Source organism: Streptomyces sp. H39-C1, assembly GCF_027158125.1.
Classification (GTDB): domain Bacteria; phylum Actinomycetota; class Actinomycetes; order Streptomycetales; family Streptomycetaceae; genus Actinacidiphila; species Actinacidiphila fildesensis.
Genome location: NZ_JAPVLS010000052.1, coordinates 1 through 22,745, shown reverse-complemented (window position 1 = coordinate 22,745; position 22,745 = coordinate 1). Strand labels below are relative to the sequence as shown.

Below are 22,745 nucleotides of genomic sequence, written 5' to 3'. Positions count from 1 at the left end.
CGGCGCGGTCCCGGTTCCGGGGCCGCGCCGCCTGCGGTTCTTCCGTTCCTCCGCACCCCTCCCGTCAGGTCACGGTGAAGGTGCGCTGCACGGTTCTGCCGTCGACGAGCACCTCACAGGCCTTGAGGGCGACGGTCGTCGGGTCGTGCACCGTGAAGTTGAGCGCGTAGCTGCCGTCCAGGCCGATGACGCGGAGGACGGAACCGTCGGACGTCTGCGAGCCGTCCGCCCGGCGTCCGGTCACCGCCACCGTGGCGACCGGCGCGAAGCCCTGGCCTGTGACCTGGACCACAGTGCCGAGCGGGCCGGAGTCCGGGGAGAGCGCGAAGCCGGCGGAGGGCGGCGGGATGCTGTCGTCGACGGTGAAGACGGCCATCGCGATCCGCGGATTGACCAGCACCTCCTTGACCTGGAGGGCGACCGTGGCGGCGTCCTTGACCGTGAAGGTCTGGGAGAACGCGCCGTCGAGGCCGACGACCTTGGTCCTGGGGATGTCGGAGGTCTGCGACCCGTTCGCCTTCAGCCCGGAGATCACCACCGTGCAGACCGGGGCGAAGCCCTGGCCGACGACGGTCACCTGGGTGCCCTTGGGGCCGCTGGAGGGGCTGAGGACGATGAAGTACTTCGCCACCGTCAGGGCCCCGGTCTGCGAGACCCCGCCCGCCTCGACCCTGAGCAGATAGGCGGCCGGGGCGACCGAGGACGCGACGGTGACCGTCCCGTGCAGGGTCCCGTCGGCGGCGATCGTCAGGGACTTCGCGGCGATGCGGCTCGCGGCGCAGCCGGTGCCGTCGGCGTTGCACAGCGAGGCGGTCGCGGCGGTGCCGGCCGGCCAGCCGGTTCCGGAGACGGTGACGGTCCCGCCGGGCTTGACCTTGCCGGTGCCCGTGCCGAGCGTGGCGGCGGCCGCCACGACGGTGAACGACCGGGTGAGCGTGGTGGCGGGGTCGCCGGCCTCGTCGGTCCGTACGGCGGCCAGCGCCGGGTCACTGACGGTGAAGTCCACCGAGAAGGTGCCGTCGGCGGTGGTCTGCACGTACACCGCGGTGTCGTCCAGGGTCTGCCCGTCGGCGTCGAGGCCGACGGTGTTGATCCACTGGTCCTGCCGGTAGTTGGTGCCGGAGACGGTGATGACGCTGCCGACCGGGCCCTGGCTCCGCGAGAGCGTGAACGCCCGTGGGCCGGTGGGCACGAAGGCCTTGACCGTCAGCGGCGCGGTGGCCTCCTTGGTCCCGTCGTTGACCTTGACGAGGTAATTGCCGTCCGGCACCGAGTTGGCGTCGGAGAGCGTCGCGGAGCCCGTCAGCTGCTTGTTGGCGCCGATCGCCAGGGTGCTGGAGGCGAACTTCGCCGGGTCGCAGCCGCCGCCCGCGGTGTCGCACAGCGACGCGACGGGGGTGCCGCCGGGCGTCCACAGGTCACCGGTGAGCGCCACCGGGGTGCTGGGGCGGACGGGCGTGGCGGGCGCGTGGAGGGTGGCCGGGACGCCGGCGGTGCCCTGGGCGGTCACCGTGCCGACGCTGCCGCCGTTCGCGGTGACGTCGCAGGGGGTCTGGTAGGTACCGCCGAGCACCTTGGTCTGGGTCAGGGTGCGGACCACGCTGAACGTGATCGGTCCGGCGGCGTTGACCGGGATGAGGAAGTCGCCCTCGTAGGGCGGGATCAGAATCGGCGTGTTGGCGGGGATGTCCATGGTGATCTCGGGGCCGCGGACGGTGACGGTGCCCGTGGCACCGCCGGACATGGCGAGGTCGATGCTGGGGGTGGTCGGCACATTGCTCAACGCGATACCGCTGGTCGCCGGGCTCCCGCCGAGGGTGACCTTGGCGTGCACGCTGCCGCCGGGGTCGACGACGGAGGGGGTGAGGTCGACGGTCATGGTCTGCGGGCCGGTCGCCTCACCCTGGCCGGCCGGCAGCGAACAGTGCACCGTGGGAGTGATCGTCCCGGCGTGGGCGGCCGGTGCGAGAGCCAGTCCGGCTCCGGTCAGAGCGAGGGCGAGTGCCGCAGATCCTGACATCAATCGATGTGCCAATGGTCCTGGTCGCAAGAACACGTGACTCCCATTCTTCGAAACAAGATCGGGGGATGTCATTCCGCTAATTCACGGCACATTGAGAGGGTGTGACCTTCATAAGTCAATAGGCGCCGGAGAAGTACCTGATGAGGCGTCAGATCTTGTTTCCTGAATAGACTTCCGGCCGGTACCCGAAGCTGCGGGTACCGGCCGGAAGTCCAGCGGAACGATCAATTCGGAGCTCGGTTCACAACAGCGTCAGCGTGAGCGTCGCGCTGTAGTCGCCCGGCCGGGCCGTCCCCGGGACCTGGAGCGTGAGAGCAGCGTCGGCGTCGAAGTTCCCGCCGGTGAACTGGCGGGACCCGTCGGGCGCGAGACCGCACAACGTCGCGGCCGCGCTGCCCAGCTGCGCGGGCGAGCCCGCCACCGGAGTGCCGACACTGCCCGGCTGCGCCGTGCACACCGGCACCCAGCCGACCGCGTCGGCCGGGATGGTGGCTCCGGAGCCGCTGGTGAAGGCGGTCATGGTGCCGGTCAGCGACCAGCCCGTGTTGACGCCGCGGGCGTCGTGCACCGTGACCTTGTTCAGCGCGCTGTTCAACGTGTGCGGGTCACCGTCGAGCTGGACCGACCCGAACTGGACGGTGTCGCCCGCCTGGGTCATCGACAGCAGGCCCGGCACCACCGCGGTCCGCAGTGTCTGACTGCCGGTGGTGGTGCCGCCTCCGCCGCCGGTGGTGACGGTGAACGGCTGCGTTCTGACGGTCGCCGGGTCGCCGCCCTCGTCCGCCTGGACCGCGACCAGGGTGGGGTCGCTGACGGTGAACTCGGTGGAGAACGTGCCGTCCGGAGTGCTCTGCGGATAGACGGCGGTGTCGTCCAGGGTCGCGCCGTCGGCGTTGAGGCCGACGATGTTGATCCACTGGTCCGGCCGGTAGTTCCGGCCGGTGATGGTGATGACGCTGCCGACCGGTCCGCTGCCGCTCGACAGCGTGAACTCCCGCTCGCCCGCCGCCACGGCCTTGACCGTCAGCGGCGCGGTGGCCTCCTTCGTGCCGTCGTTGACCTTGACCAGGTAGTCGCCGTCCGGGACGTCGGTGGCTGGGGCCAGGGTCGCCGTCCCGGCCAGCGCGCCGGTGGAACCGATGGTCAGCGTGTTCGCGGAGAACTTCGCCGGGTCGCAGCCGGTGCCGGCGGCGGAGCACAGCGAGGGGACGGCGGTGCCGCCCGGTGTCCAGTCGGAACCGGTCAGCGCGACCGGGGTGTTGGGCCGGACCGCCCCGGTCGGCGCGACAAGGCTGGCCGGCGTGCCGCCGGAGCCCTGCACGTCGACCGTGCCGATGCTGCCGCTGCCGCTGACCACGTCGCAGGGGGTCTCGTAGGTCCCGCCGAGCACCTTGGTCCTGGTCAGATTGCGCAGCGGGGTGAAGTCGACCGGGCCCGAGGCGTTCTGCGGGACGAAGAAGTCGCCCTCGAACGGCGGGATGACCGTGGGCTTTCCGGCCTCGACGTCCACCGGCACCTCGGGGCCAGTGACGGTGACGGTCCCGGTGGCGCCGCCGGACAGGGCCAGGTCGAGGTTGGGCGTGGTCGGCACCTGGGTGATGGAGATCGGGCTGAGGGCGGGGCCCGGCCCGAGCGTGACCTTGGCGTGCACCTTGCCGCCCGGGAGCACGGTGGACGGGCTGAGTTCGACGGTCATGTCCTGCGGCCCGGTGGCCTCACCCTGACCGAGCGGCAGCACACAGTGCACCACCGGGCCGACCGTTCCCGAGGGCGAAACGATCAGGGCCTGGGCCGCTCCCCCGCCGGTCAGCACCAGGACGAGCCCGGCCGCGCCCGCGGCCAACCGGTGCGGTACGCATCTTCGGTGTCGGGACACCTGACTCCTCGTGACGGTGGCCACCGCCCCGGCCTCACCGGAGGCGGCACGGCATGACGCCGGGAGGAGCCGGAGTGGCAGGAGTGCGATGGCTCGGTCGAATGATTCAGGACATTGAGAGGTCCAGGACCGAAGAAGTCAAGAGAAGCAAAGGAAGGGATCTCCGCCAATCTCAGGAACAAGTCGAGAAGTACTCGAAGCGATCACCGGGAAACACTGCGGAAGCCTCCGCTTTACGCCACGGAAAAATTGTCCCGCATATGTGTTGACTGTTCTGGAGATCATGGTTTCACTACGACTCAGTATGCCGGGCCCGGCACCGCACGCCCCCGTCGATGGGGCGGCGGAACAGCGACGGACGTAATGCCCTGGCGATACTTCTTTGGTTGGGAAACCTTGAATTCGGCATGCGCCCGGCGCTCCATCCACCGAAAGGAGCACCAACCACATGGCACGTTCCAGACTGGTCGGCCTGGCCGTTCTCGGCACGGTCGGGGCGGTCACGGCGACCCTCGCCCTGTCCACCTCGTCGTTCGCCGTTGCCCCGGGCACCGCGACCGCCACCTACAACTGCGGTACGTGGGGCAGCGGACTGGGCACCCTGACAGCCACCGACACCGGCGGCGTCAAGAAGATCAAACTCACTTCCACCGCGATCACGATGCCGGTCGGCTCCAGCGCCAACCCGAACAGCATCACGACGACGCTGAAGGTCAACAAGACCGCCGGCGGCGTCACCAGTGAGGTGCAGTTCTCCGCGAAGCTCAACCCGGCGATGTCCGGCGGCAACCCGATCACCCTGGGCCCGCTGTCGCTGAGTTCGGGCACCATCGCGACCGGCAACACCACCGATTCGCTGGTGCTGACCGGGACTCCGAGCGCCACCAACTGGTCACTGAAGATCGTGACCTCGTCGCCCACCGTGGCGACGGTCTACTGCACGGCGACGACGGCCCAGTCGTCGGCCTTCACCTGGTGACAGCGGCCGGGTGAGCACAACGGTCCCCGGAAGGCGCGCCTTCCGGGGACCGTTCGCGGCGGCGCTCAGCGCATCTTCGTGGCCCACTCCCGGACCTTCTTGATCCGCTCGTTCAGCTGCCCGGCCGTCGCCTCGGCGCTCGGCGGGCCACCGCACACCCGGCGCAGCTCGTTGTGGATGACGCCGTGCGGCTTGCCGCTCTGGTGGGTGTACGCCGACACCAGCGTGTTCAGCGACTTGCGCAACTCCAGCAGCTGCTTGTGCGTGACGATGGGGCGCCGCTCGGCCGGCAGCTCGATGAGGTCGGCCTGGTCCGCGGGCTTCTGCCGGCTGTGCGCGATCTGCCGGGTCTGCCGCTTCTGCAGCAGCATCTGCACCTGGTCGGGCTCCAGCAGTCCCGGGATGCCGAGGTAGTCCTGCTCCTCCTCGCTCCCCGGGTGCGCCTGCATGCCGAACTCGGCGCCGTCGTACAGCACCCGGTCGAAGACGGCGTCGGACTCCAGCGCCTCGAAGGGCAGCTGCTCCTCGGTCTCCTCGTCCTCCAGCTTCTCGGCGTCGGCCAGCAGCTGATCCTCCTCGGCGAACGGATTCTCCTCGTCGCCGGCCTTCTTGGGCTTGTCCAGGACGTGGTCCCGCTCGACCTCCATCTCGTTGGCGAAGTCGAGCAGCATCGGGATGGTCGGCACGAAGACGGACGCGGTCTCGCCACGCCTGCGGGACCGGACGAAACGGCCCACCGCCTGCGCGAAGAACAGCGGCGTCGAGATCGTCGTCGCGTAGACGCCCACCGCGAGCCGCGGCACGTCCACGCCCTCGGACACCATGCGCACCGCGACCATCCAGCGGTCCTCGGAGTGCGTGAAGGCATCGATGCGCTTGGACGCGGCCTTCTCGTCGGAGAGCACGACGGTCACCTTGTGGCCGCTGATGTCCTTGAGGATCTTCGCGTAGGCGCGCGCGGACTCCTGGTCGGTGGCGATCACCAGCCCGCCCGCGTCCGGGATGCTCCTGCGCACCTCGGTGAGCCGCTGGTCGGCCGCCTTCAGCACGGCGGGGATCCACTCGCCGGTCGGCGCCAGCGCGGTGCGCCAGGCCTGGCCGATGGCGTCCTTGGTCATCGGCTCGCCGAGCCGCGCGGCGATCTCGTCGCCGGCCTTGGTGCGCCAGCGCATGTTGCCGCTGTAGGAGAGGAATATCACCGGGCGGACGACACCGTCCGCGAGCGCGTTCCCGTAGCCGTAGGTGTAGTCGGCCGAGCTGCGGCGGATCCCGTCGTTGCCCTCCTCATACGCCACGAACGGGATCGGGTTGGTGTCCGAGCGGAACGGCGTACCGGTCAGCGCGAGCCGCCGGGTCGCCGGGTCGAACGCCTCGGAGCACGCCTCGCCCCAGGACTTGGAGTCACCGGCGTGGTGGATCTCGTCCAGGATCACCAAGGTCTTGCGCTGCTCACAGCGGTTGCGGTGCAGCATCGGCCGCACCCCGACGCCCGCGTAGGTCACCGCGACGCCTTGGTACTCCTTGCTGACCGGGCCCGCGCTGTAGTCCGGATCGAGCCTGATCCCTATCCGCGCAGCCGCCTCCGCCCACTGCTTCTTGAGGTGCTCGGTCGGCGCGACCACCGTGATCTGCTGCACCAGGTGGTTGTGCAGCAGATACGAGGCGAGCGTCAGCGCGAACGTGGTCTTCCCGGCGCCGGGCGTCGCCACGGCCAGGAAGTCGCGCGGCTGCAGCCGCATGTACTCGTCGAGCGCCCCCTGCTGCCAGGCGCGCAGCTTTCCGGCGGTGCCCCAGGGGGCACGGCCCGGGAAGGCCGGTGAAAGGTGGTGGGAGGCACTGGCGGCGGTAGTAGTCACGGTCTCCGGGGCGGGGTCGGGAGCGGCGGCGGTCGACGTCAACAGCGTCAAGCGCATAAGCGTACCTGCGGCACGCCCGTCACCCCGGTTCTACGCCATCGCGCCGAGCGTCCCGCGACCGGGCTCGCCTCGCCGGGTGCCGGCTCTCATCCGGTGAAACGGGGAAGGATCTCGGCGGTCTTCGGCACGTCGAGCACCCCCTGACAGACGTTCAGCACGAAGGTCTCGGCCTCGTCCACGTCGAAGCCCGCTCGCAGCGTATGCCCGTTGATCTGCAGGAAGACCCAGGTCGCATACCAGGCGATCCGCTTGTTCCCGTCGACCAGTGCGCGGTTGCGAGCCAGTGACTCCATGAGGGCGGCAGCTTTGTGCCAGATGTCCGGATAGGCATCCTGGCCGAACACGGTCGCCCTCGGCCGGGCGAGCGCGGAATCCAGCAGCCCGTAGTCCCGCACCTCATCAGCACCGAGGCGCTTCGCCAGGTTCAGGATCTCGGGAAGCGTCAGGTAGTACGTCACGCGAGTCGCTGGTTGAGCTCTTCGCTCGCCTGGAGGACATGCGTGGCCGCCGCCTCGAAGAGGCGCGCCCGCTCACTGATCGCCCGCACCACCGCGTCATGCGCGATGACCTGCATGCTCGTCGACTCCGCCTCCGCGCGCTCGCGCAGGGCTTCCAGCTCATCGTCGGTGAAACGAACATTCAGTCCAGGCATGAGGCCATGGTACCACTCGGTACCACGACCGGATCAGACCGCCTTCGGCGTCAACCGGCCCGCCACGAGGACGCCCAGGAGGGCGACGCCCGCCATCGAGAGGAAGACGGCCACGAAGGCTCCGGAGTGGCCGGAGCCGCCGCCCAGGGCGGTGAACAGGACTCCTGAGGCGCCGACGAGGACGATGTTGCCGAGGGCGTCGGAGACCTGCAGGGAGGCGGAGTTGCTGCCGGCCTCGTCGGGGCGGGAGAGCTTGAGGAGCAGGACGCTGCCGCTGGAGATGACCAGGCCCATGCCGAAGCCGCCGACGATCCAGGAGACGGTGACGATCCAGGCGGGCACGGACGGGGCGAGCGCGAGGGCCGGTCCCGCGACGGCGGCGGCCATCAGGAGCATGCCGATCCTGATCAGCCGCTCGCGGTGCGGCTGCAGCCGCGGGCGGCTCTGCACATACGATCCCAGCGCCCAGGTCAGGCCGCCGCCGGTGAGCGAGAGCCCGGCCAGGGTGGCCGAATAGCCGCGCTCGGTGACCAGCATCAGCGGGATGAAGCTCTCCGCGCCGATGAACGATCCGGCGGCGACCCCGCGCAGCAGGATCACCGCGGGCAGTCCGCGGGCGGCCCGGAACGTCCCGCGCGGCAGCAGCCGCAGGACGCCGGGGACCAGGAGCGCGGCGCCCACGGCGGCGGGTACGCGTGCCGGGCGTCGTGGGCCAGGCGGGACTTTCGCAACACGCCCTAGGCGTGCCACCGTTCCCGGGCCCCCGCCTCGGTTCATGAACGGCGTATGGCAGTCCTGTTGCGGGCCCGCCGGGACCGTTGACCGACCCCGGGGGCGGCGCCCTATCGTCGGTGATGTCACCGACACGGCCGTATGCCCGAGTGGTTTAGGGACTCGCCTGCAAAGCGAGGCACGTGGGTTCGATTCCCGCTACGGCCTCCGTGAGGAAGACGAAGGGCCCGGCAGCGCATCGCTGCCGGGCCCTTCCGTTTGTCCGCTGTGGTGTCCGTTCTCCGGCGCCGTCCCGGTCAGGACTGCGGCTTGACGACCGCTGCCTGCGGGCGGATCGGCAGCCGGCTGACGGGGCGGCCGGTGGCGGCGCGCACGGCGGCGGCGACGGCGGCCGGCGAGACCACCACCGGGACCGCACTGACCGCCTTGGCGCCGAAGGGCGCCAGCACGTCGCGCTCCTCGACGAGTTTGACGATGCGCACGTCCGGGGCGTCGAGCGCGGTCGGCAGGGAGTAGCCGGTGAGGTTCGGCCGCTTGATGATGCCGCGGGGGGCCCGCAGGTCCTCCATGAGCGCGAGACCGACGCCCTGGGTGACGCCCGCCTCGATCCGGGCGGCGACCTGGCGCGGGTTCAGCACCCGGCCGACGTCCTGCGCGACGGCCATCTCCACGACCCGTACCGAGCCCAGTTCGATGTCCACGTCCACGACCGCGCGGACCGCGCAGAAGGCGAGGCCGACGAACGCGTCGCCCTGGCCGGTGTCGTCCAGCCGGTCGGTGGGGTGCGGGCGGCACTGCGCGGTGGCCCACAGCTCCTTGCCCTCCAGCGCCTCGCCGACGGTCGTGCTGAGCACCCCGTCGTACGAGGTGATCTTGCCGTCGGCGATGGTGAGCAGCTCGACGGACATCCCGAACTTGGCCGCGAGCGGCTGCAGCAGCTGCGTGCGCACCATCTTGGCGGCCCGTTCGACCGCGCCGCCCGACACCCAGGTGTGCCGGCCTCGGGCGGCCGCCCCGGACGGCGGCTGGTCGGTGTCGGCGGCCAGCACGCCGACGTCCTCGACGCCGAGCACGTCCTGGACGATCTGCCGGGCGAGCGTCGTGAAGCCCTGGCCGGTCTCGACGGCGGCGCAGATGACGGTGGCCCGGCCGTCGTGGATCCGTACGGTGGCGGTGGAGACCTCGTCGGTGCCCTCCGCGCCGAGCATGTGCACCATGCCGAGCGCGTAGCCGACCCCGCGCCGGACCGCGCCCGGCTCTCCGGCGCCCTCGGGGCCGCCGGGGAGCAGCCACTGCGACTCCTCCTCGTCGACGGGCAACGGCGGCAGGTCCGCGTCGCGGACCGCCTTGAGGAGCTCGCCGACGGGCGCCGGGCAGGTGACGGTCTGGCCGGTGGGCAGCAGGTCGCCGGTGGCCATGACGTTGCGCATCCGCAGCTCGGCCGGGTCCAGGCCCAGCTTCGCCGCGAGCTTGTCCATCTGGCCCTCGTACCCGGCGCAGACCTGGAGCGCGCCCTCGCCGCGGACGTGTCCCGACGGCGGGTTGTTGGTGCGGACGGCCCAGCCCTCGACGAAGACGTGCGGCACGACGTACGGGCCGGCGGCGAACGCCACGGCGGCGGCCAGCGCCTCCGACGAGTGGTCGGCGTACGCGCCCGCGTCGAGCAGCACCTGCGCCTCGACCTTGACGAGCCGGCCCTCGGCGTCGGCGTGGTGCCGGTAGCGCAGCAGGGTGGGGTGACGGTGGGAGTGGCCGAGGAAGGACTCCTCGCGGGTGGCCACGAACTTCACCGGGCAGCCGGTCTTCAGCGCGAGCAGCCCGAGCGGCAGCTGGATCCCGGAGTCCTCGCGGTCGCCCATCGCGCCGGGCACGCCGGTGACGACGACCTTGACCCGGTCGGCCTCCAGACCGAAGCAGGCGGCGGCCAGGTCCCGGTCGGTGTGCGGGTCGGTGGAGGCCACGTACAGCTCGACGCCGCCGTCCGGGCGGGGCACGGCGAGCCCGGCCTCGGCACCGATGGGCGCCGGGTCCTGCCGGCCGATCCGGTACAGGCCCTCGACGATGACGTCGCCGATGACGTCGGGGTCGCCGAAGCGCAGCGGGATGTGGCGGATCAGGTTGCCGTCGGGGTGCAGCGGCTCGGCGGCGAACGCCTTCTCCGGGTCGGTGACCGGCTCCAGCACCTCGTACTCGACGAGGATCGCCGCGGCGGCCAGCCGCGCGGTGTCGGGGTGGTCGGCGGCGACGGCGGCGATCGGCTCGCCGTGGTGCCGGACGATGTCCTTGGCGAAGACCGGCCGGTCCGCGACGCGGCGGCCGTGCATGGCGTCACCCGGCACGTCCTCGTGCGTGACGACGGCCCGGACGCCGGGCATCGAGGTGGCTTCCGACGTGTCGATGCGGACGATGCGCGCGTGCGGGTACGGGGAGCGCAGCACCGAGGCCCACAGCAATCCCTCGGCCCACAGGTCGGCCGCGTACGGGAACGTCCCCTGCGCCTTCGCGAGGGTGTCCACGGGCCGCACGGAGACGCCCAGTCCGTGGAGCACCGGTTCGGGCGCCGCGGGCGTCCGGGTGGCCTGGGCGGGCACCGCCGTGGCCGCGTCGGATCCAGTCATGCCGCTGCCCTCTCGCTGCTGCCGGTGGGTTCGCCCGTGCCGGCCGGGCGCGTGTGCCGCGGCTCCGGCCGTCGGCCCGGGATCGTACGGCGGGTCACGCGGTGCCTCCCGGGTGGCTGCCGTGCGGCCCGCCCTGGTGCGGGATCCGCGCCCCGTCGGCAGTGTGGTCCGAGTGCTCGGCGGCGGTGGCCTCGCGGGACGCCACGACGTCCTGGACGGCGTCCAGCACACCCCGGTAGCCGGTGCACCGGCAGAGGTTGCCGCAGATGGCCTGGCGGGTCTCCAGCTCGGTGGGCTTGTGGTTGCCCTCCAGCAGGTCGTGAACGGTCATCGCGAGGCCGGGAACGCAGAAGCCGCACTGCACGGCGCCGCACTCGGCGAGCGCGCGCTGCACGTCGGACGGCTGCCCGTCGTCGGACAGCCCCTCGACGGTGCGGACCTCGCTGCCCGCCGCGGTCGCGGCCGGCACCAGGCACGAGGCGACGAGCCGGCCGTCGACCTGTACGGAACAGGCTCCGCACTCGCCCTGCTCACAGCCGTCCTTCGCGCCGGCCAGGCCGAGCCGCTCCCGCAGGACGTACAGCAGGGACTCACCGAGCCAGGCGTCGGTCACCGGCCGGTCGGCGCCGTTGACGCGCAGCACGTAGGAGGCGAGCGGGTGTTCGCTGTGCGCCTCTTCGGGCGCCGGCTCCTCGTCGTCCGCCGCCGCTTCGGTCTGCTCCGGGTGCTCCGCGTGCTCCGCGTGCTCGACGGGCCCGTCGGAGGGGCTCTCCGCCGCCTCCTGGTCGTCCTCGGTCACCACGACGGACTCGGCTCCGGGGACCGCCCCCATGGCGCCCACGGGGTACTCGCCGGACTCGTCCGCCGCGTCCTCCGCGACGAACGGCAGGCTCCAGTGCCCGGCCCCGTCGGCGGGCGGCATCGCGCCGGCGGTGGCGGACGGCGGGTGCTCGGCGAAGTACGGGTGCCGGGCCGCCGGGTCCTGTGCGTCCAGCGGCCGCGCGTCCTCGCCGGGCCCGTGGCCGGCCGGCGGGTACGGTCCGGCCGGCTCGCCGCCGTGCTCGGCGACGGCCTGCGCGCTGAGGTCGTGCCCGGCGTTACCGGCCGGCGGCCGGGCCGCGGTCGCCGCCGCGCCCTGGCCGAACTGCCCGGCGCTGAACGGCCGCGGGGCGGGCGCGTCGGGCCGGGAGTGCGTCTCGTCGGGGTGCCGGCCGGCCCACGGCGCGGTGAAGCCGTCCGTGACGGCGCCCAGGGAGTACTCGCCGGACTCCTCCACCGGGTCGGCCGCGACGAGCGGGATCGACCACTGGGTCGCCGCGTCGCCCGCGTCGGCCACCGGCGGCAGCATCGCCGCGAAGGAGACGTGCATGGTCTGGTCGGGGTCGTAGTCCCCGCCGCCCGGCACGGGCTGCCAGGTGCCCGGGGTGAGCGGGGTGCCCGGCTGCGGCTGCGGCTGGTCGGTCATGCCAGTGCCCTCCCGAGCGCTCGGCGGGCCAGCGCCGCCACGGTGCGGCGCAGTTGTACGGCGGCGGGCGGCAGCTCGACGGCCTCGGCCCCGTCCGGCCCCGGCACGGGGTCCGGGATGCACGCTCCGGCGACGTACTCGCCGAAGGCCGTGCACGCCTCGGGGGCGAGCAGCCGGCCGCCGTCCCAGTCGATCAGTCCCGCGACCCACCGCTCGGCCTCCAGCGGCCGCAGCGGTACGGGCGCCACCGCGCCCACCGCGCAGCGCACCCCGCGCCGGGCGGGGTCCAGGACGACGGCGACCGAGGCCAGCGCCCGGCCGGGGCCGGTGCGGCCGGTGGCCTTGAGGAACGTCTGCGGCGCGTGCAGCAGCGGTACGCGCACGAAAGCGAGGAGCTCGCCGGGGCGCAGCGGGTCCATCCCGGTCAGCAGATGGCTGACCGGCAGTTCCCGGTTGCCCCCGGGGCCGGCCAGGATGACGCTCGCCTCCAGCGCGGCCAGCACCGGCAGTGCGTCGCCGGTGGGCGCGGCCGTGGCGATGTTGCCGCCGAGGGTGCCCGCGTTGCGGATCTGCGGTGGTCCGGCCGCGCGGGCGGCGGCGGCGAGCGCCGGGATGAGCGCGGCGAAGTCGGGGCGGCCCATCCGGGCGTGGGTGAGGCCCGCGCCGAGCAGGGCGTGGCCGTCGGCGTACTGCCAGCCGCGGATCTCGCTGATCCGGCCCAGACCGACGAGCCCGGCCGGCCGCAGCAGCCCGGAGTTGACGGCCGCCATCAGGTCGGTGCCGCCGGCCACGGGCACGGCGCTGGGCGCGGCGGCGAGCGCCGCCACCGCCTCGTCGAGCGAGGACGGCAACGTGACGTTGCGTGCCGTCTGCTGTGCATTCGTGCTCACGCAGCTGCCCCTTCCCGGCTCTCCGCCGTGCGGTAGCCGTACCGTACGTGCTGACAGCCCGGACGTGGCAACTCTGGCACATGTTCCGCGATGGTCAACGCGAGGGTCCGCGAAGTGCGGGCCTGCCCTCCACGGGAGGGGATGCCCCGTTCTGTCGGGTATCACCCCAGTGTCGGGATTAAAGCTCTTCGAGGGTGTTGCGAAGATACGCCAATCCACCGTGCCAGGCCCGCCCTTGCGGGGGACAGATGTTGCGGTATTGCTCACACGATCGGGGGTGGTCCGTCGATCGGGCGTCCGAGTACACCCGGGCGCCGCTGCCACGGCAGCGGACCACCGGGCGGGCGGTACTCCACACCGAGCGCGTCAAGTCGTGCGTAGTGGACTTCCATTCGGCGCTCGAAGTCCGGCCAGTCCCGCTCGGCGGGCGCGGGCAGCTCCGACCAGGCCACCTCGGCGACCGCCGCCAGCCGCGGGAACACCATGTAGTCGACGACCCGCGGTGAGTCCATCACCTCGGTCCAGGCGTTGGCCTGGGTCCCGATGACGTGCGCGGCCTGCTCCTCGGTGAGCTCCGCGGGCACCGGCTCGAACCGGTAGACGTCCTCCAGGGTGCGCACCCGCGCGATCGGCACCGGCTCGTCGGCCCGGTCCGACTGCCGCCAGTCCAGATAGACATGCGACTCGGGGCACATCACGACGTCGTGCCCGGCCCGCGCGGCGGCGATCCCGCCCTCGTAGCCCCGCCAGGAGGAGACGGCCGCACCAGGAGCCAGGCCGCCTTCGAGGATCTCGTCCCAGCCGATCAGCCGGCGGCCGCGCTCGGCGAGCCAGCCGTCGAAGTGCCGGATGATCCAGCTCTGCAGCTCGTCCTCACCGGCCAACCCCAGCTCCTTGATCCGCGCCTGCGCGGCCGCGGAGGCGCGCCACTGCTCCTTGGGGCACTCGTCACCGCCGATGTGGAAGAACTCGGACGGGAACAGGTCGAGCAGCTCGGTGAAGACGCCCTCGTAGAAGCGCAGGGTGCTGTCGGCGGGGGCCAGCACATTGGGGTTGACGCCCCAACTGGTCAGCACGGAGAGCGTGCCGGTGTCGACGACGTCGGTGTTGCCCAGTTCGGGATAGGCGGCGATGGCGGCCTGCGAGTGCCCGGGGATGTCGATCTCGGGCACCACGGTGATGTGCCGCTGTGCCGCGTAGGCGACGATCTCGCGGATGTCGTCCTGGGTGTAGTAGCCGCCGTGCGGCCGCTCGTCCCACAGCTCGGACTCCCGCAGCCCCACCTTGGTGCGCTCGCGCCAGGCCCCCACCTCGGTGAGCAGCGGGTAGCGCTTGATCTCCACGCGCCAGCCCTGGTCGTCGGTGAGGTGCAGATGCAGCACGTTGAGCTTGTGCGCGGCCATCAGGTCGAGATAGCGCAGCACCGCGTCCTTGGGCATGAAGTGCCGGGCCACGTCGAGCATGAAGCCGCGCCAGCCGAAGCGCGGTGAGTCCTCGATGTGGCAGAACGGGATCCGCCACTCGCGGCCTTCGAGCGGTGCGCGCCGGAAGGCGTCCGGGCCCAGCAGCTGACGCAGCGTCTGCGCGCCCCAGAAGACGCCCGCCGGGCCGCCGCCGTAGAGATGGACACCGGTCGGCGACACCATGATCCGGTAGCCCTCGGGGCCGAGATCGTCGGTGACCATCTCGGCGACCGTGATCCTGATGGCGTCGGTCTCCGAGCCGTTGCCCGGCGCGAGGCGGTGACCGGTGGCCGCTCCGAGTTCGGAGCGCAGCCATCTCTCCGCCCGCTCCGTGCCCGGCCCGGCGGCCAGCACCGTGTCAGGTCCGAGGACGAAGAACTCGTCCCCCGAGTCGTCGGACACCTGGCGCGGGGCGGGGATCAGATCCATGACCGACATCCTGCCCCGCCGGCACCGAATTGGCATAGACCAATCAGGCGTAGACCTGCGGTCAGTTCTTGCCGCTCTTGTCCTTGTCGCCGCCACCGAGGGGCATCGTCTCGAAGATCTCTTTGCACATCGGGCAGACCGGGTACTTCTTCGGGTCCCGTCCCGGCACCCAGACCTTCCCGCACAGCGCTACCACCGGAGATCCGGAGAGCGCACTCTCCATGATCTTGTCCTTCTGGACATAGTGTGCGAAGCGCTCGTGGTCGCCATCGCCGTGCGACACCTGCGGGGTCGGCTCGACGAGGGTGCCAGTACCGGCCCCGCGTTCGGGCTCAAGAGTGCTCATAACCGTCAAGCCTAATTGAGCGACGGGTCGTCCGGGTACGTGGCCACCATCGCCAATTCATTGCGTTGCCGCCTGAGCACGGAGCGCCACAGCCGTTCCGGGTCCGGTGAGGACACATCACCCGGTTCCGACTCCACGACGTACCAGGCGCCGTCGACCAGTTCCGCCTCCAGCTGACCCGGCCCCCATCCGGAGTAGCCGGCGAAGATCCGCAGGGATCCCAGCTCCGCCGCGAGCAGTTCCGGCGGGGCCTCCAGGTCCACCAGGCCGATCGCGCCGTGCACCCGCCGCCAGCCCAGCGGGGCGTCGTCCCCGTCGTCCCAGGACTCACCGGGGACCACGGCCAGCCCCAGGGCGGAGTCCAGCGAGACGGGGCCGCCCTGGAACACCACCGGAGGTGACCCGGCGAGCACCGCCCACGGCTGGAGCACATCGCCCACTCCGACCGGGGTCGGTCGGTTCAGCACGACGCCGAGCGACCCCGCCTCGTCGTGGTCGAGAAGGAGTACCACCGCACGGTCGAAATTCGGGTCCGCCAGAGCCGGCGTCGCCACGAGCAGCCTGCCGGTGAGCGAAGTGACCTCCGTCATGGTCAACATGATCCCGCATCCCGGGCCGTCGCGGGGTGCCAACGACCGGCCCCGGCGTAATCGCGCAGCGTGCGGGCAGTCGAGCGGTGGGCCCCGCCGGCCCGGGGCGCCCTGTACCGGCTGGTAACCAGACGGGCCGGAGCGGCTGTAGCGAAGTCATGACACAGCTGGCGCCTCCTGGGCTTACAGGAGTTCCCTGTAGGCGCATTACCATTTCTTCTTGGTGCCTGCGGGGACCCCGCCCATTTTTATGACTGTCTCCAGGAACGCGAGATCCATGACCGACGCTTCCGACGTACTGCTTGTCCATGGCGGAACCCCGCTCCGGGGCGAGATCCGTGTCCGCGGCGCGAAGAACCTCGTGCCGAAGGCCATGGTCGCCGCCCTCCTCGGCAGCGAGCCGAGCCGACTGCGCAACGTGCCCGACATCCGCGATGTCCGCGTCGTGCGCGGGCTGCTCCAGCTGCACGGCGTAACGGTCCAGGCCGGTGAGGAACCGGGCGAGCTGGTGCTCGACCCCTCGCACGTCGAGAGCGCCAACGTGGCCGACATCGACGCGCACGCCGGATCCTCCCGGATCCCGATCCTGTTCTGCGGCCCGCTGCTGCACCGCCTCGGGCATGCCTTCATCCCGGGCCTGGGCGGCTGCGACATCGGCGGCCGGCCGATCGACTTCCACTTCGACGTGCTGCGGCAGTTCGGCGCGACCATCGAGAAGCGGCCCGGCGGCCAGTACCTGGAAGCCCCGCAGCGGCTGCGCGGCTGCAAGATCACGCTGCCGTACCCGTCGGTCGGCTCGACCGAGCAGGTGCTGCTGACGGCCGTGCTGGCCGAGGGCGTCACCGAACTGTCGAACGCGGCGGTCGAGCCGGAGATCGAGGACCTGATCTGCGTTCTGCAGAAAATGGGCGCGATCATCTCGATGGACACCGACCGGACGATCCGGATCACCGGCGTCGACAAGCTCGGCGGCTACAACCACCGCGCGCTCCCGGACCGCCTGGAGGCGGCCTCCTGGGCGAGCGCGGCGCTGGCCACCGAGGGCAACATCTACGTCCGCGGGGCCCAACAGCGGTCGATGATGACGTTCCTGAACACCTTCCGCCGGGTCGGCGGCGCCTTCGAGATCGACGACGAGGGCATCCGCTTCTGGCACCCGGGCGGCCCGCTCAACGCCATCGCGCTGGAGACGGACGTCCACCCCGGCTTCCAGACCGACTGGCAGCAGCCGCTCGTGGTGGCGCTGACGCAGGCGTCCGGCCTGTCGATCGTCCACGAGACGGTCTACGAGTCCCGGCTGGGCTTCACCTCGGCGCTCAACCAGATGGGTGCGCACATCCAGCTGTACCGCGAGTGCCTGGGCGGCTCCGCCTGCCGGTTCGGCCAGCGCAACTTCCTGCACTCGGCGGTCGTCTCCGGCCCCACGAAGCTGCAGGGCGCCGATCTGGTCATCCCCGACCTCCGCGGCGGCTTCTCGTACCTGATCGCCGCCCTGGCGGCCCAGGGCACCTCCCGGGTGCACGGCATCGACCTCATCAACCGCGGCTACGAGAACTTCATGGCGAAGCTCGCGGAGCTGGGGGCCAACGTCGAGCTGCCGAACCCCGTGAGCGTCTAGCACTCCCCCGGACGGGCCCGCGGGCCCGTCCGGAGCCCGGACACAGCAAGGGCGGCCATCCCCCCGGGGGGATGGCCGCCCTCTGCCTTGCCAGTCGGGAACTACTTGCCCTTGGCGGCTTCCTTGAGCTTGGAGCCCGCGGAGACCTTCACGCTGTAGCCGGCCGGGATCTGGATCGGGTCGCCGGTCTGCGGGTTGCGCGCGGTGCGAGCGGCACGGTGGGTGCGCTCGAAGGTCAGGAAGCCGGGAATGGTGACCTTCTCGTCGCCCTTGGCGACGATCTCGCCGACGGTCTCGGCGAGAGCGGCCAGTACGGCGTCGGCGTCCTTACGGGTCACCTCGGCGCGCTCGGACAGAGCGGCCACCAGCTCACTGCGGTTCATATCTTTACTCCCGTGTTCTTTCTGCCAGGGGGGCGCGAGCTTGAAGCTGATGCTGCCTCACTGCCCGAGTTGCATCCTGCCCCCATATAGGGGGGGAAAGCCAATCCGGCACCCGAGCGAGTCGCTGAAAAAGCGGCTCGGATGCGTTGCGATGACCCAGTGTCGTCACACAGTGGCCGTCGAGTCGGTTGCCGCGCCCATCGCCTTTGCCGCCTTCTGAACGGCTCCCGCGACGGCGCCCGCCACCTTGTCGTTGAAAACGCTGGGAATGATGTAGTTCGCGTTCAGCTCGTCCTCGCCGACGACATCGGCGAGAGCGTGCGCGGCGGCCAGCATCATCTCGGTGTTCACCGTACGGCTCTGAGCGTCCAACAGGCCGCGGAAGACACCGGGGAAGACCAGGACGTTGTTGATCTGGTTGGGGAAGTCGCTGCGGCCGGTGGCGACCACCGCGGCGGTCTGCCGGGCCACCGCCGGTTCCACCTCGGGGTCGGGGTTGGCGAGGGCGAAGACGATCGCGCCCTGGGCCATCGCGGCGACATCGTCGCCGGTCAGGACGTTGGGGGCGGAGACGCCGATGAAGACGTCGGCGCCGCGCACGGCCTCCTTGAGGGTGCCCGTGATGCCCTCAGGATTGGTGTTGTCGGCGATCCAGCGCAGCGGCGACTCGGGGTCGGCGTCGACGAGGTCGGGGCGTCCCGCGTGCACGACACCGTGGATGTCGGCGGAGACCGCGTGCTTCACGCCGGCGGCGATGAGCAGCTTGAGAATGGCCGTACCGGCCGCGCCCGCACCCGACATGACGACCCGTACGTCGCCGATGTCCTTGCCGACGACACGCAGCGCGTTGGTGAGTGCGGCAAGCACCACAATGGCGGTGCCGTGCTGGTCGTCGTGGAAGACCGGGATGTCCAGCATCTCCCGCAGCCGGGCCTCGATCTCGAAGCAGCGCGGCGCGGAGATGTCCTCCAGGTTGATGCCCGCGAAGCCCGGCGCGATGGCCTTCACGATCGCCACGATCTCGTCGGGGTCCTGGGTGTCGAGGCAGATCGGCCACGCGTCGATGCCGGCGAAGCGCTTGAAGAGCGCCGCCTTGCCCTCCATGACCGGCAGGGCGGCCATCGGGCCGATGTTGCCCAGGCCGAGCACCGCGGAGCCGTCGGTGACGACGGCGACGCTGTTGCGCTTGATGGTGAGGCGGCGGGCGTCCTCGGGGTTCTCGGCGATGGCCATGCACACGCGGGCGACGCCCGGGGTGTAGATCATCGAGAGATCGTCACGGTTGCGGATGGGGTGCTTCGACTGCATCTCGATCTTGCCGCCGAGGTGCATCAGGAACGTACGGTCGGAGACCTTGCCGAGGACGACGCCCTCGATGCCGCGCAGCTTCTCGACGATCTCGTCGCCGTGCGCGGTGGACGTGGCCGCGATGGTCACGTCGATCCGGAGCTTCTCGTGGCCGGAGGCGGTCACGTCAAGACCGGTCACCGACCCTCCCGACGACTCCACCGCGGTGGTGAGCTGGCTGACCGCGGTCCCGCTCGCCGGGACCTCCAGCCGTACCGTGATCGAGTACGAGACGCTTGGCGCCGTTGCCATCCTGACGACCTTCTTCCGCTGCCTGCTGGTTCAAACGCTCTGCCGCTCGATCGTTGCACCTACTGGCCGGTACGCGTAACCGTGACCTTGGCAACGGAAAGATACTTCCACCATGCGAGAAACAGGCTGAATTTTCAAGCCCGGACTGTGACCTTGAGCAAATTCCGGGTTGTCGGCAGATGCGGGAAGCAACCCACGGGACGGTTTGTTAGCCTGGGTACGGCACCGGCTCGATCCAAGCCCCCGGGCCCAACCTTAGGCGCTTCGAGCGCCCACTTGCCGCGAGGCGAGCATGGCGGGTCGGTGTCACCAACGTCCGACGGGCGCCCCTCTGAGAGGGGCGCCCGTCGTCGTTCCACCAGCACCGTCCGGGACCCGCTCAGGTCCCGGACGGCGGCTGCCGTCAGTCCCGCAGCAGGTCCGGGACACCGGACCCGTCCGGGCTGTCGCGCTCACCTGAGAGCACCGTGAGCCGCTGGGTGGCGCGGGTCAGCGCCACGTAGAGCACCCGCAGTCCGGCCGGCGACTCGTCGGCGATCTCCGCCGGGGAGACCACGATCGTCGCGTCGTACTCCAGGCCCTTGGCCTCCAGGCTGCCCAGCGCCACCACCCGTTCGCCGAGCCCCGCCAGCCACTTGCGGGCCTGCCCGCGGCGGCCCATGGCCACCACGACGCCGACCGTGCCGTCCACGTCGGCCAGCAGCAACTCGGCCTCCGCGCGCACCGCCGCGCCCAGATCGGCGCCGGCCACCGCGAAGCGCGGCACCAGGCCGGTGGAGCGCACCGCGCGCGGCGACTCCATGCCGGGCATCGCCAGCTGCAGCACCTTCGCCGCCAGATCGGCGATCTCCGACGGGTTGCGGTAGTTGACCGTCAGCGTGAAGCGGCGGCGCGGCCGGCTGCCGAGCGCCTCCTCGCGCGCCTGGGCGGCCTCGTCGGGATCCGTCCAGGAACTCTGCGCCGGGTCACCGACGATCGTCCAGGTCGCGGTCCTGCCGCGGCGGCCGACCATCCGCCACTGCATCGGCGTCAGGTCCTGCGCCTCGTCGACGATGACGTGCGCGTACTCGGTCCGCTCCTCGTCGAGCCGGTCCGCCCGGTTGCGGCGGCCGCCGCCCATCCGGTCGGCCGAGGTGGTGACCTCGTCGAGACCGGTCAGCATGTCCAGCGGGTCCGCGTCGCGCTTCTTCGGGCGCGGCGGCGGGCCCAGCAGCGTCTCCAACTCGTCGAGCAGCGCCACGTCGTGCACGGTCACACCGTCGCGGCGCAGCGAACGCGCCACCCGGCGCACCTCGGGCGGGGTGAGCACCCGGCGCGCCCAACGGCCGAGCCGCTTCTCGTCGGCCAGCGCCGCCAGCACCCCGCGCGGGGTGAGGATCGGCCAGTAGGCCTGCAGGAAGTCCAGGAACTCCGGCTCCGTCGAGATGTCCTCGTCGAAGCCCTGGCGCTCCTCGGCCGCCAGCTCCTGGTCGTCGAAGCGGCGTCCGGCCTTCCGCCACAGCGCGTCCAGCAGCAGCCTGCGGGCGCGCGGGCGCAGCAGGTTCACGGGGGCGGTGCCGCCCAGCACGTTGTGCCGGATCGACGACAGCTCCTGCTCGCCCAGCTCCAGCCGCCGCCCGAAGGCGACGACGCGCAGCGTGGTGCGGGAGACACGCTGCTCGGCCCCGTTCTCCTCCTCGTCGTCCTCGAAGAGCGCGGCCTGCTGCTGCGGCCTGCCCGCCTGCGGGGCCTCCAGCGCGCCGCGCGCGGCGTTGCGCAGCACCTTCAGCATCCGCAGCGAGCCCTTGATGCGGGCGACCGCGGGCTCGTCGTACGTATCGGCCTCCACGCCGTCGACGAGCGAGCCGACGGCGCGGATCGCGACCTGGCCCTCCTCGCCGAGCGACGGCAGGACGCCCTCGGTGTACGCCACGAGCAGCGGCGTCGGGCTGACCACCAGGATGCCGCCCGCGTACCGCCGGCGGTCCTGGTAGAGCAGATACGCGGCGCGGTGCAGCGCGACCGCCGTCTTACCGGTGCCGGGGCCCCCGGTGACCTCCGTGACGGACGCGGCGGGCGCCCTGATCACCATGTCCTGCTCGGCCTGGATGCTCGCCACGATGTCGCGCATCGTGTGGCTGCGGGCCTGCCCCAGGGCGGCCATCAGCGCACCGTCACCGACCACCGGCAGCCCGGTCTCCAGCTCCGGGCGCAGCAGGTCGTCCTCCACCCCCAGCACCCTGCGGCCCTTGGACCGGATGACGCGGCGGCGCACCACCCGTCCGGGGGCGACCGGTGTCGAGCGGTAGAACGGCGCGGCCGCGGGCGCCCGCCAGTCGATCACCAGCGGCGCGTAGTCGGCGTCCAGGACGCCGATGCGGCCGATGTGCAGCACTTCCGCGATCTTCGCGGCGTCGTTGACGACGGCGTCGTCCGCGGGTTCGAGCGAGGTGAACGCGCCGTCGGCGCCACGCTTTCCGTCCTTGCCCTGCAGCAGGTCGATGCGTCCGAAGAGGAAGTCCTCGAACTCCGCGTTGAGCCGGTTGAGGTGCAACCCGGCGCGGAACACCTGCGCGTCGCGCTCCGCGAGCGCGCCGGGTGTTCCCACCTGACCGCGTTTGGCGGCGTCATCCATAAGGAACTCGGCTTCGTGGATCTTCTCCTCGAGCCGGCGGTACACCCGGTCCAGGTGCGCCTGTTCGACGGCGATCTCCACGTCCCGGACCCCCCCGGGCGCTGCGGTTTGCGCGGCCACGCAAGACCCCCTTCTCCTGTGCGTTGAGAGCGCTCCGTGCGGGTTCGGCTACACGCACGGGGCAGCCTGCAACCGTACGCGACCCGCACCCCCCTGCGCACCACTCCGCCTGCGACGGGCTTGCGATTCCCCACCCCGGCCGATGGCGCGGCCGATCGTCGGCCGATCCGGACGGGCCGAGGGTGGGTGGACGGTGGGTGGGCGATGGACCGTCGCGCGGTCAGGCCTGGGCGGCCACCGCGCGGCGGCGGTGGCGGGCGACGCGTTCCCGGTTGCCGCAGATCTCGCTGCTGCACCAGCGGCGCCGCCGTCCGCGCGACGCGTCGAGGTAGACCAGGGAGCAGCTCTCCCCCTCGCACTGCCGCAGCTGGGCCCGTGCGGCGGGGTCCGTGAGCAGCTCGACGGCGTCGCGGGCGACGGCCGCGAGCAGGG

17 protein-coding genes, 1 tRNA gene and 1 pseudogene are annotated in these 22,745 nt (G+C 71.6%); 3 read left to right on the top strand and 16 right to left on the bottom strand.

Annotation, left to right across the window (positions count from 1 at the left end; translation table 11 throughout):
• Positions 1 to 64: 64 nt before the first annotated feature.
• Positions 65 to 2,020, bottom strand: coding sequence for a hypothetical protein (locus O3W51_RS29440; RefSeq protein WP_198358583.1), 1,956 nt, complete (start codon positions 2,018 to 2,020; stop codon positions 65 to 67).
• Between the two features lie 244 nt (positions 2,021 to 2,264).
• Positions 2,265 to 3,899 carry a hypothetical protein gene (locus O3W51_RS29435; RefSeq protein WP_269287744.1) on the bottom strand — a complete coding sequence of 545 codons (1,635 nt, stop codon included), beginning with the start codon at positions 3,897 to 3,899 and terminating at the stop codon, positions 2,265 to 2,267.
• 448 nt (positions 3,900 to 4,347) lie between these two features.
• Here O3W51_RS29435 and O3W51_RS29430 point away from each other — a divergent pair, with 448 nt between their 5' ends.
• Positions 4,348 to 4,878, top strand: coding sequence for a hypothetical protein (locus O3W51_RS29430; RefSeq protein WP_138356577.1), 531 nt, complete (start codon positions 4,348 to 4,350; stop codon positions 4,876 to 4,878).
• Between the two features lie 65 nt (positions 4,879 to 4,943).
• Here the strand turns inward: O3W51_RS29430 and O3W51_RS29425 are convergent, their stop codons facing one another.
• The 4 genes and pseudogenes from O3W51_RS29425 to O3W51_RS29410 all read right to left on the bottom strand — a co-directional run.
• Positions 4,944 to 6,734, bottom strand: a complete 1,791-nt coding sequence (locus O3W51_RS29425; RefSeq protein ID WP_198358592.1) for a DEAD/DEAH box helicase — start codon at positions 6,732 to 6,734, stop codon at positions 4,944 to 4,946.
• A 146-nt stretch (positions 6,735 to 6,880) separates the two neighbouring features.
• Positions 6,881 to 7,252 (bottom strand): type II toxin-antitoxin system death-on-curing family toxin, encoded by a 372-nt coding sequence (locus O3W51_RS29420; protein WP_138356576.1) that lies wholly within the window; start codon positions 7,250 to 7,252, stop codon positions 6,881 to 6,883.
• Positions 7,249 to 7,446: a hypothetical protein gene (locus O3W51_RS29415; RefSeq protein WP_138356575.1), complete on the bottom strand. Its 198-nt coding sequence runs from the start codon at positions 7,444 to 7,446 to the stop codon at positions 7,249 to 7,251. Before O3W51_RS29415 ends, O3W51_RS29420 begins: the two co-directional genes overlap by 4 nt.
• A 33-nt stretch (positions 7,447 to 7,479) precedes the next feature.
• Positions 7,480 to 8,145 (bottom strand): annotated as a pseudogene (locus O3W51_RS29410) (MFS transporter); the annotation flags it as partial.
• Between the two features lie 168 nt (positions 8,146 to 8,313).
• Between O3W51_RS29410 and O3W51_RS29405 the strand changes: the two are divergent.
• Positions 8,314 to 8,385: transfer RNA gene (locus tag O3W51_RS29405), tRNA-Cys, on the top strand.
• Between the two features lie 89 nt (positions 8,386 to 8,474).
• Here O3W51_RS29405 and O3W51_RS29400 read toward each other — a convergent pair.
• From O3W51_RS29400 to O3W51_RS29375, 6 genes are all read right to left on the bottom strand, one after another.
• Positions 8,475 to 10,796, bottom strand: coding sequence for a xanthine dehydrogenase family protein molybdopterin-binding subunit (locus O3W51_RS29400; protein WP_138356574.1), 2,322 nt, complete (start codon positions 10,794 to 10,796; stop codon positions 8,475 to 8,477).
• 94 nt (positions 10,797 to 10,890) lie between these two features.
• The gene (locus O3W51_RS29395; RefSeq protein WP_138356573.1) at positions 10,891 to 12,261 is read right to left on the bottom strand and encodes a 2Fe-2S iron-sulfur cluster-binding protein; all 1,371 of its coding nucleotides are present in this window, start codon (positions 12,259 to 12,261) and stop codon (positions 10,891 to 10,893) included.
• A complete protein-coding gene (locus O3W51_RS29390) occupies positions 12,258 to 13,151 on the bottom strand; it encodes an FAD binding domain-containing protein (protein WP_138356572.1) in 894 nt (297 codons plus the stop codon). The genes O3W51_RS29395 and O3W51_RS29390 overlap by 4 nt, the downstream gene beginning before the upstream one ends.
• A gap of 263 nt (positions 13,152 to 13,414) precedes the next feature.
• Positions 13,415 to 15,043 carry a beta-N-acetylhexosaminidase gene (locus tag O3W51_RS29385; RefSeq protein WP_269287742.1) on the bottom strand — a complete coding sequence of 543 codons (1,629 nt, stop codon included), beginning with the start codon at positions 15,041 to 15,043 and terminating at the stop codon, positions 13,415 to 13,417.
• A 61-nt stretch (positions 15,044 to 15,104) separates the two neighbouring features.
• Positions 15,105 to 15,389 (bottom strand): DUF3039 domain-containing protein, encoded by a 285-nt coding sequence (locus O3W51_RS29380; RefSeq protein ID WP_138356570.1) that lies wholly within the window; start codon positions 15,387 to 15,389, stop codon positions 15,105 to 15,107.
• A gap of 11 nt (positions 15,390 to 15,400) precedes the next feature.
• Positions 15,401 to 15,979: a YqgE/AlgH family protein gene (locus O3W51_RS29375; RefSeq protein ID WP_138356569.1), complete on the bottom strand. Its 579-nt coding sequence runs from the start codon at positions 15,977 to 15,979 to the stop codon at positions 15,401 to 15,403.
• 277 nt (positions 15,980 to 16,256) lie between these two features.
• Between O3W51_RS29375 and murA the strand changes: the two genes are divergently transcribed.
• Complete coding sequence (gene murA / locus O3W51_RS29370) at positions 16,257 to 17,597, top strand: UDP-N-acetylglucosamine 1-carboxyvinyltransferase (RefSeq protein ID WP_138356568.1); 1,341 nt, start codon at positions 16,257 to 16,259, stop codon at positions 17,595 to 17,597.
• A gap of 101 nt (positions 17,598 to 17,698) precedes the next feature.
• Here murA and O3W51_RS29365 read toward each other — a convergent pair whose 3' ends face one another.
• From O3W51_RS29365 to O3W51_RS29350, 4 genes are all read right to left on the bottom strand, one after another.
• The gene (locus tag O3W51_RS29365) at positions 17,699 to 17,980 is read right to left on the bottom strand and encodes an HU family DNA-binding protein (RefSeq protein ID WP_007264399.1); all 282 of its coding nucleotides are present in this window, start codon (positions 17,978 to 17,980) and stop codon (positions 17,699 to 17,701) included.
• Positions 17,981 to 18,145: 165 nt separating this feature from the next.
• Positions 18,146 to 19,579 carry an NAD-dependent malic enzyme gene (locus O3W51_RS29360; RefSeq protein WP_138356567.1) on the bottom strand — a complete coding sequence of 478 codons (1,434 nt, stop codon included), beginning with the start codon at positions 19,577 to 19,579 and terminating at the stop codon, positions 18,146 to 18,148.
• Between the two features lie 403 nt (positions 19,580 to 19,982).
• Positions 19,983 to 22,313 (bottom strand): HelD family protein, encoded by a 2,331-nt coding sequence (locus tag O3W51_RS29355; RefSeq protein ID WP_138356566.1) that lies wholly within the window; start codon positions 22,311 to 22,313, stop codon positions 19,983 to 19,985.
• Positions 22,314 to 22,533: 220 nt separating this feature from the next.
• A partial coding sequence (locus tag O3W51_RS29350; protein ID WP_269287739.1) for a CGNR zinc finger domain-containing protein occupies positions 22,534 to 22,745 on the bottom strand: 212 nt, incomplete at its 5' end.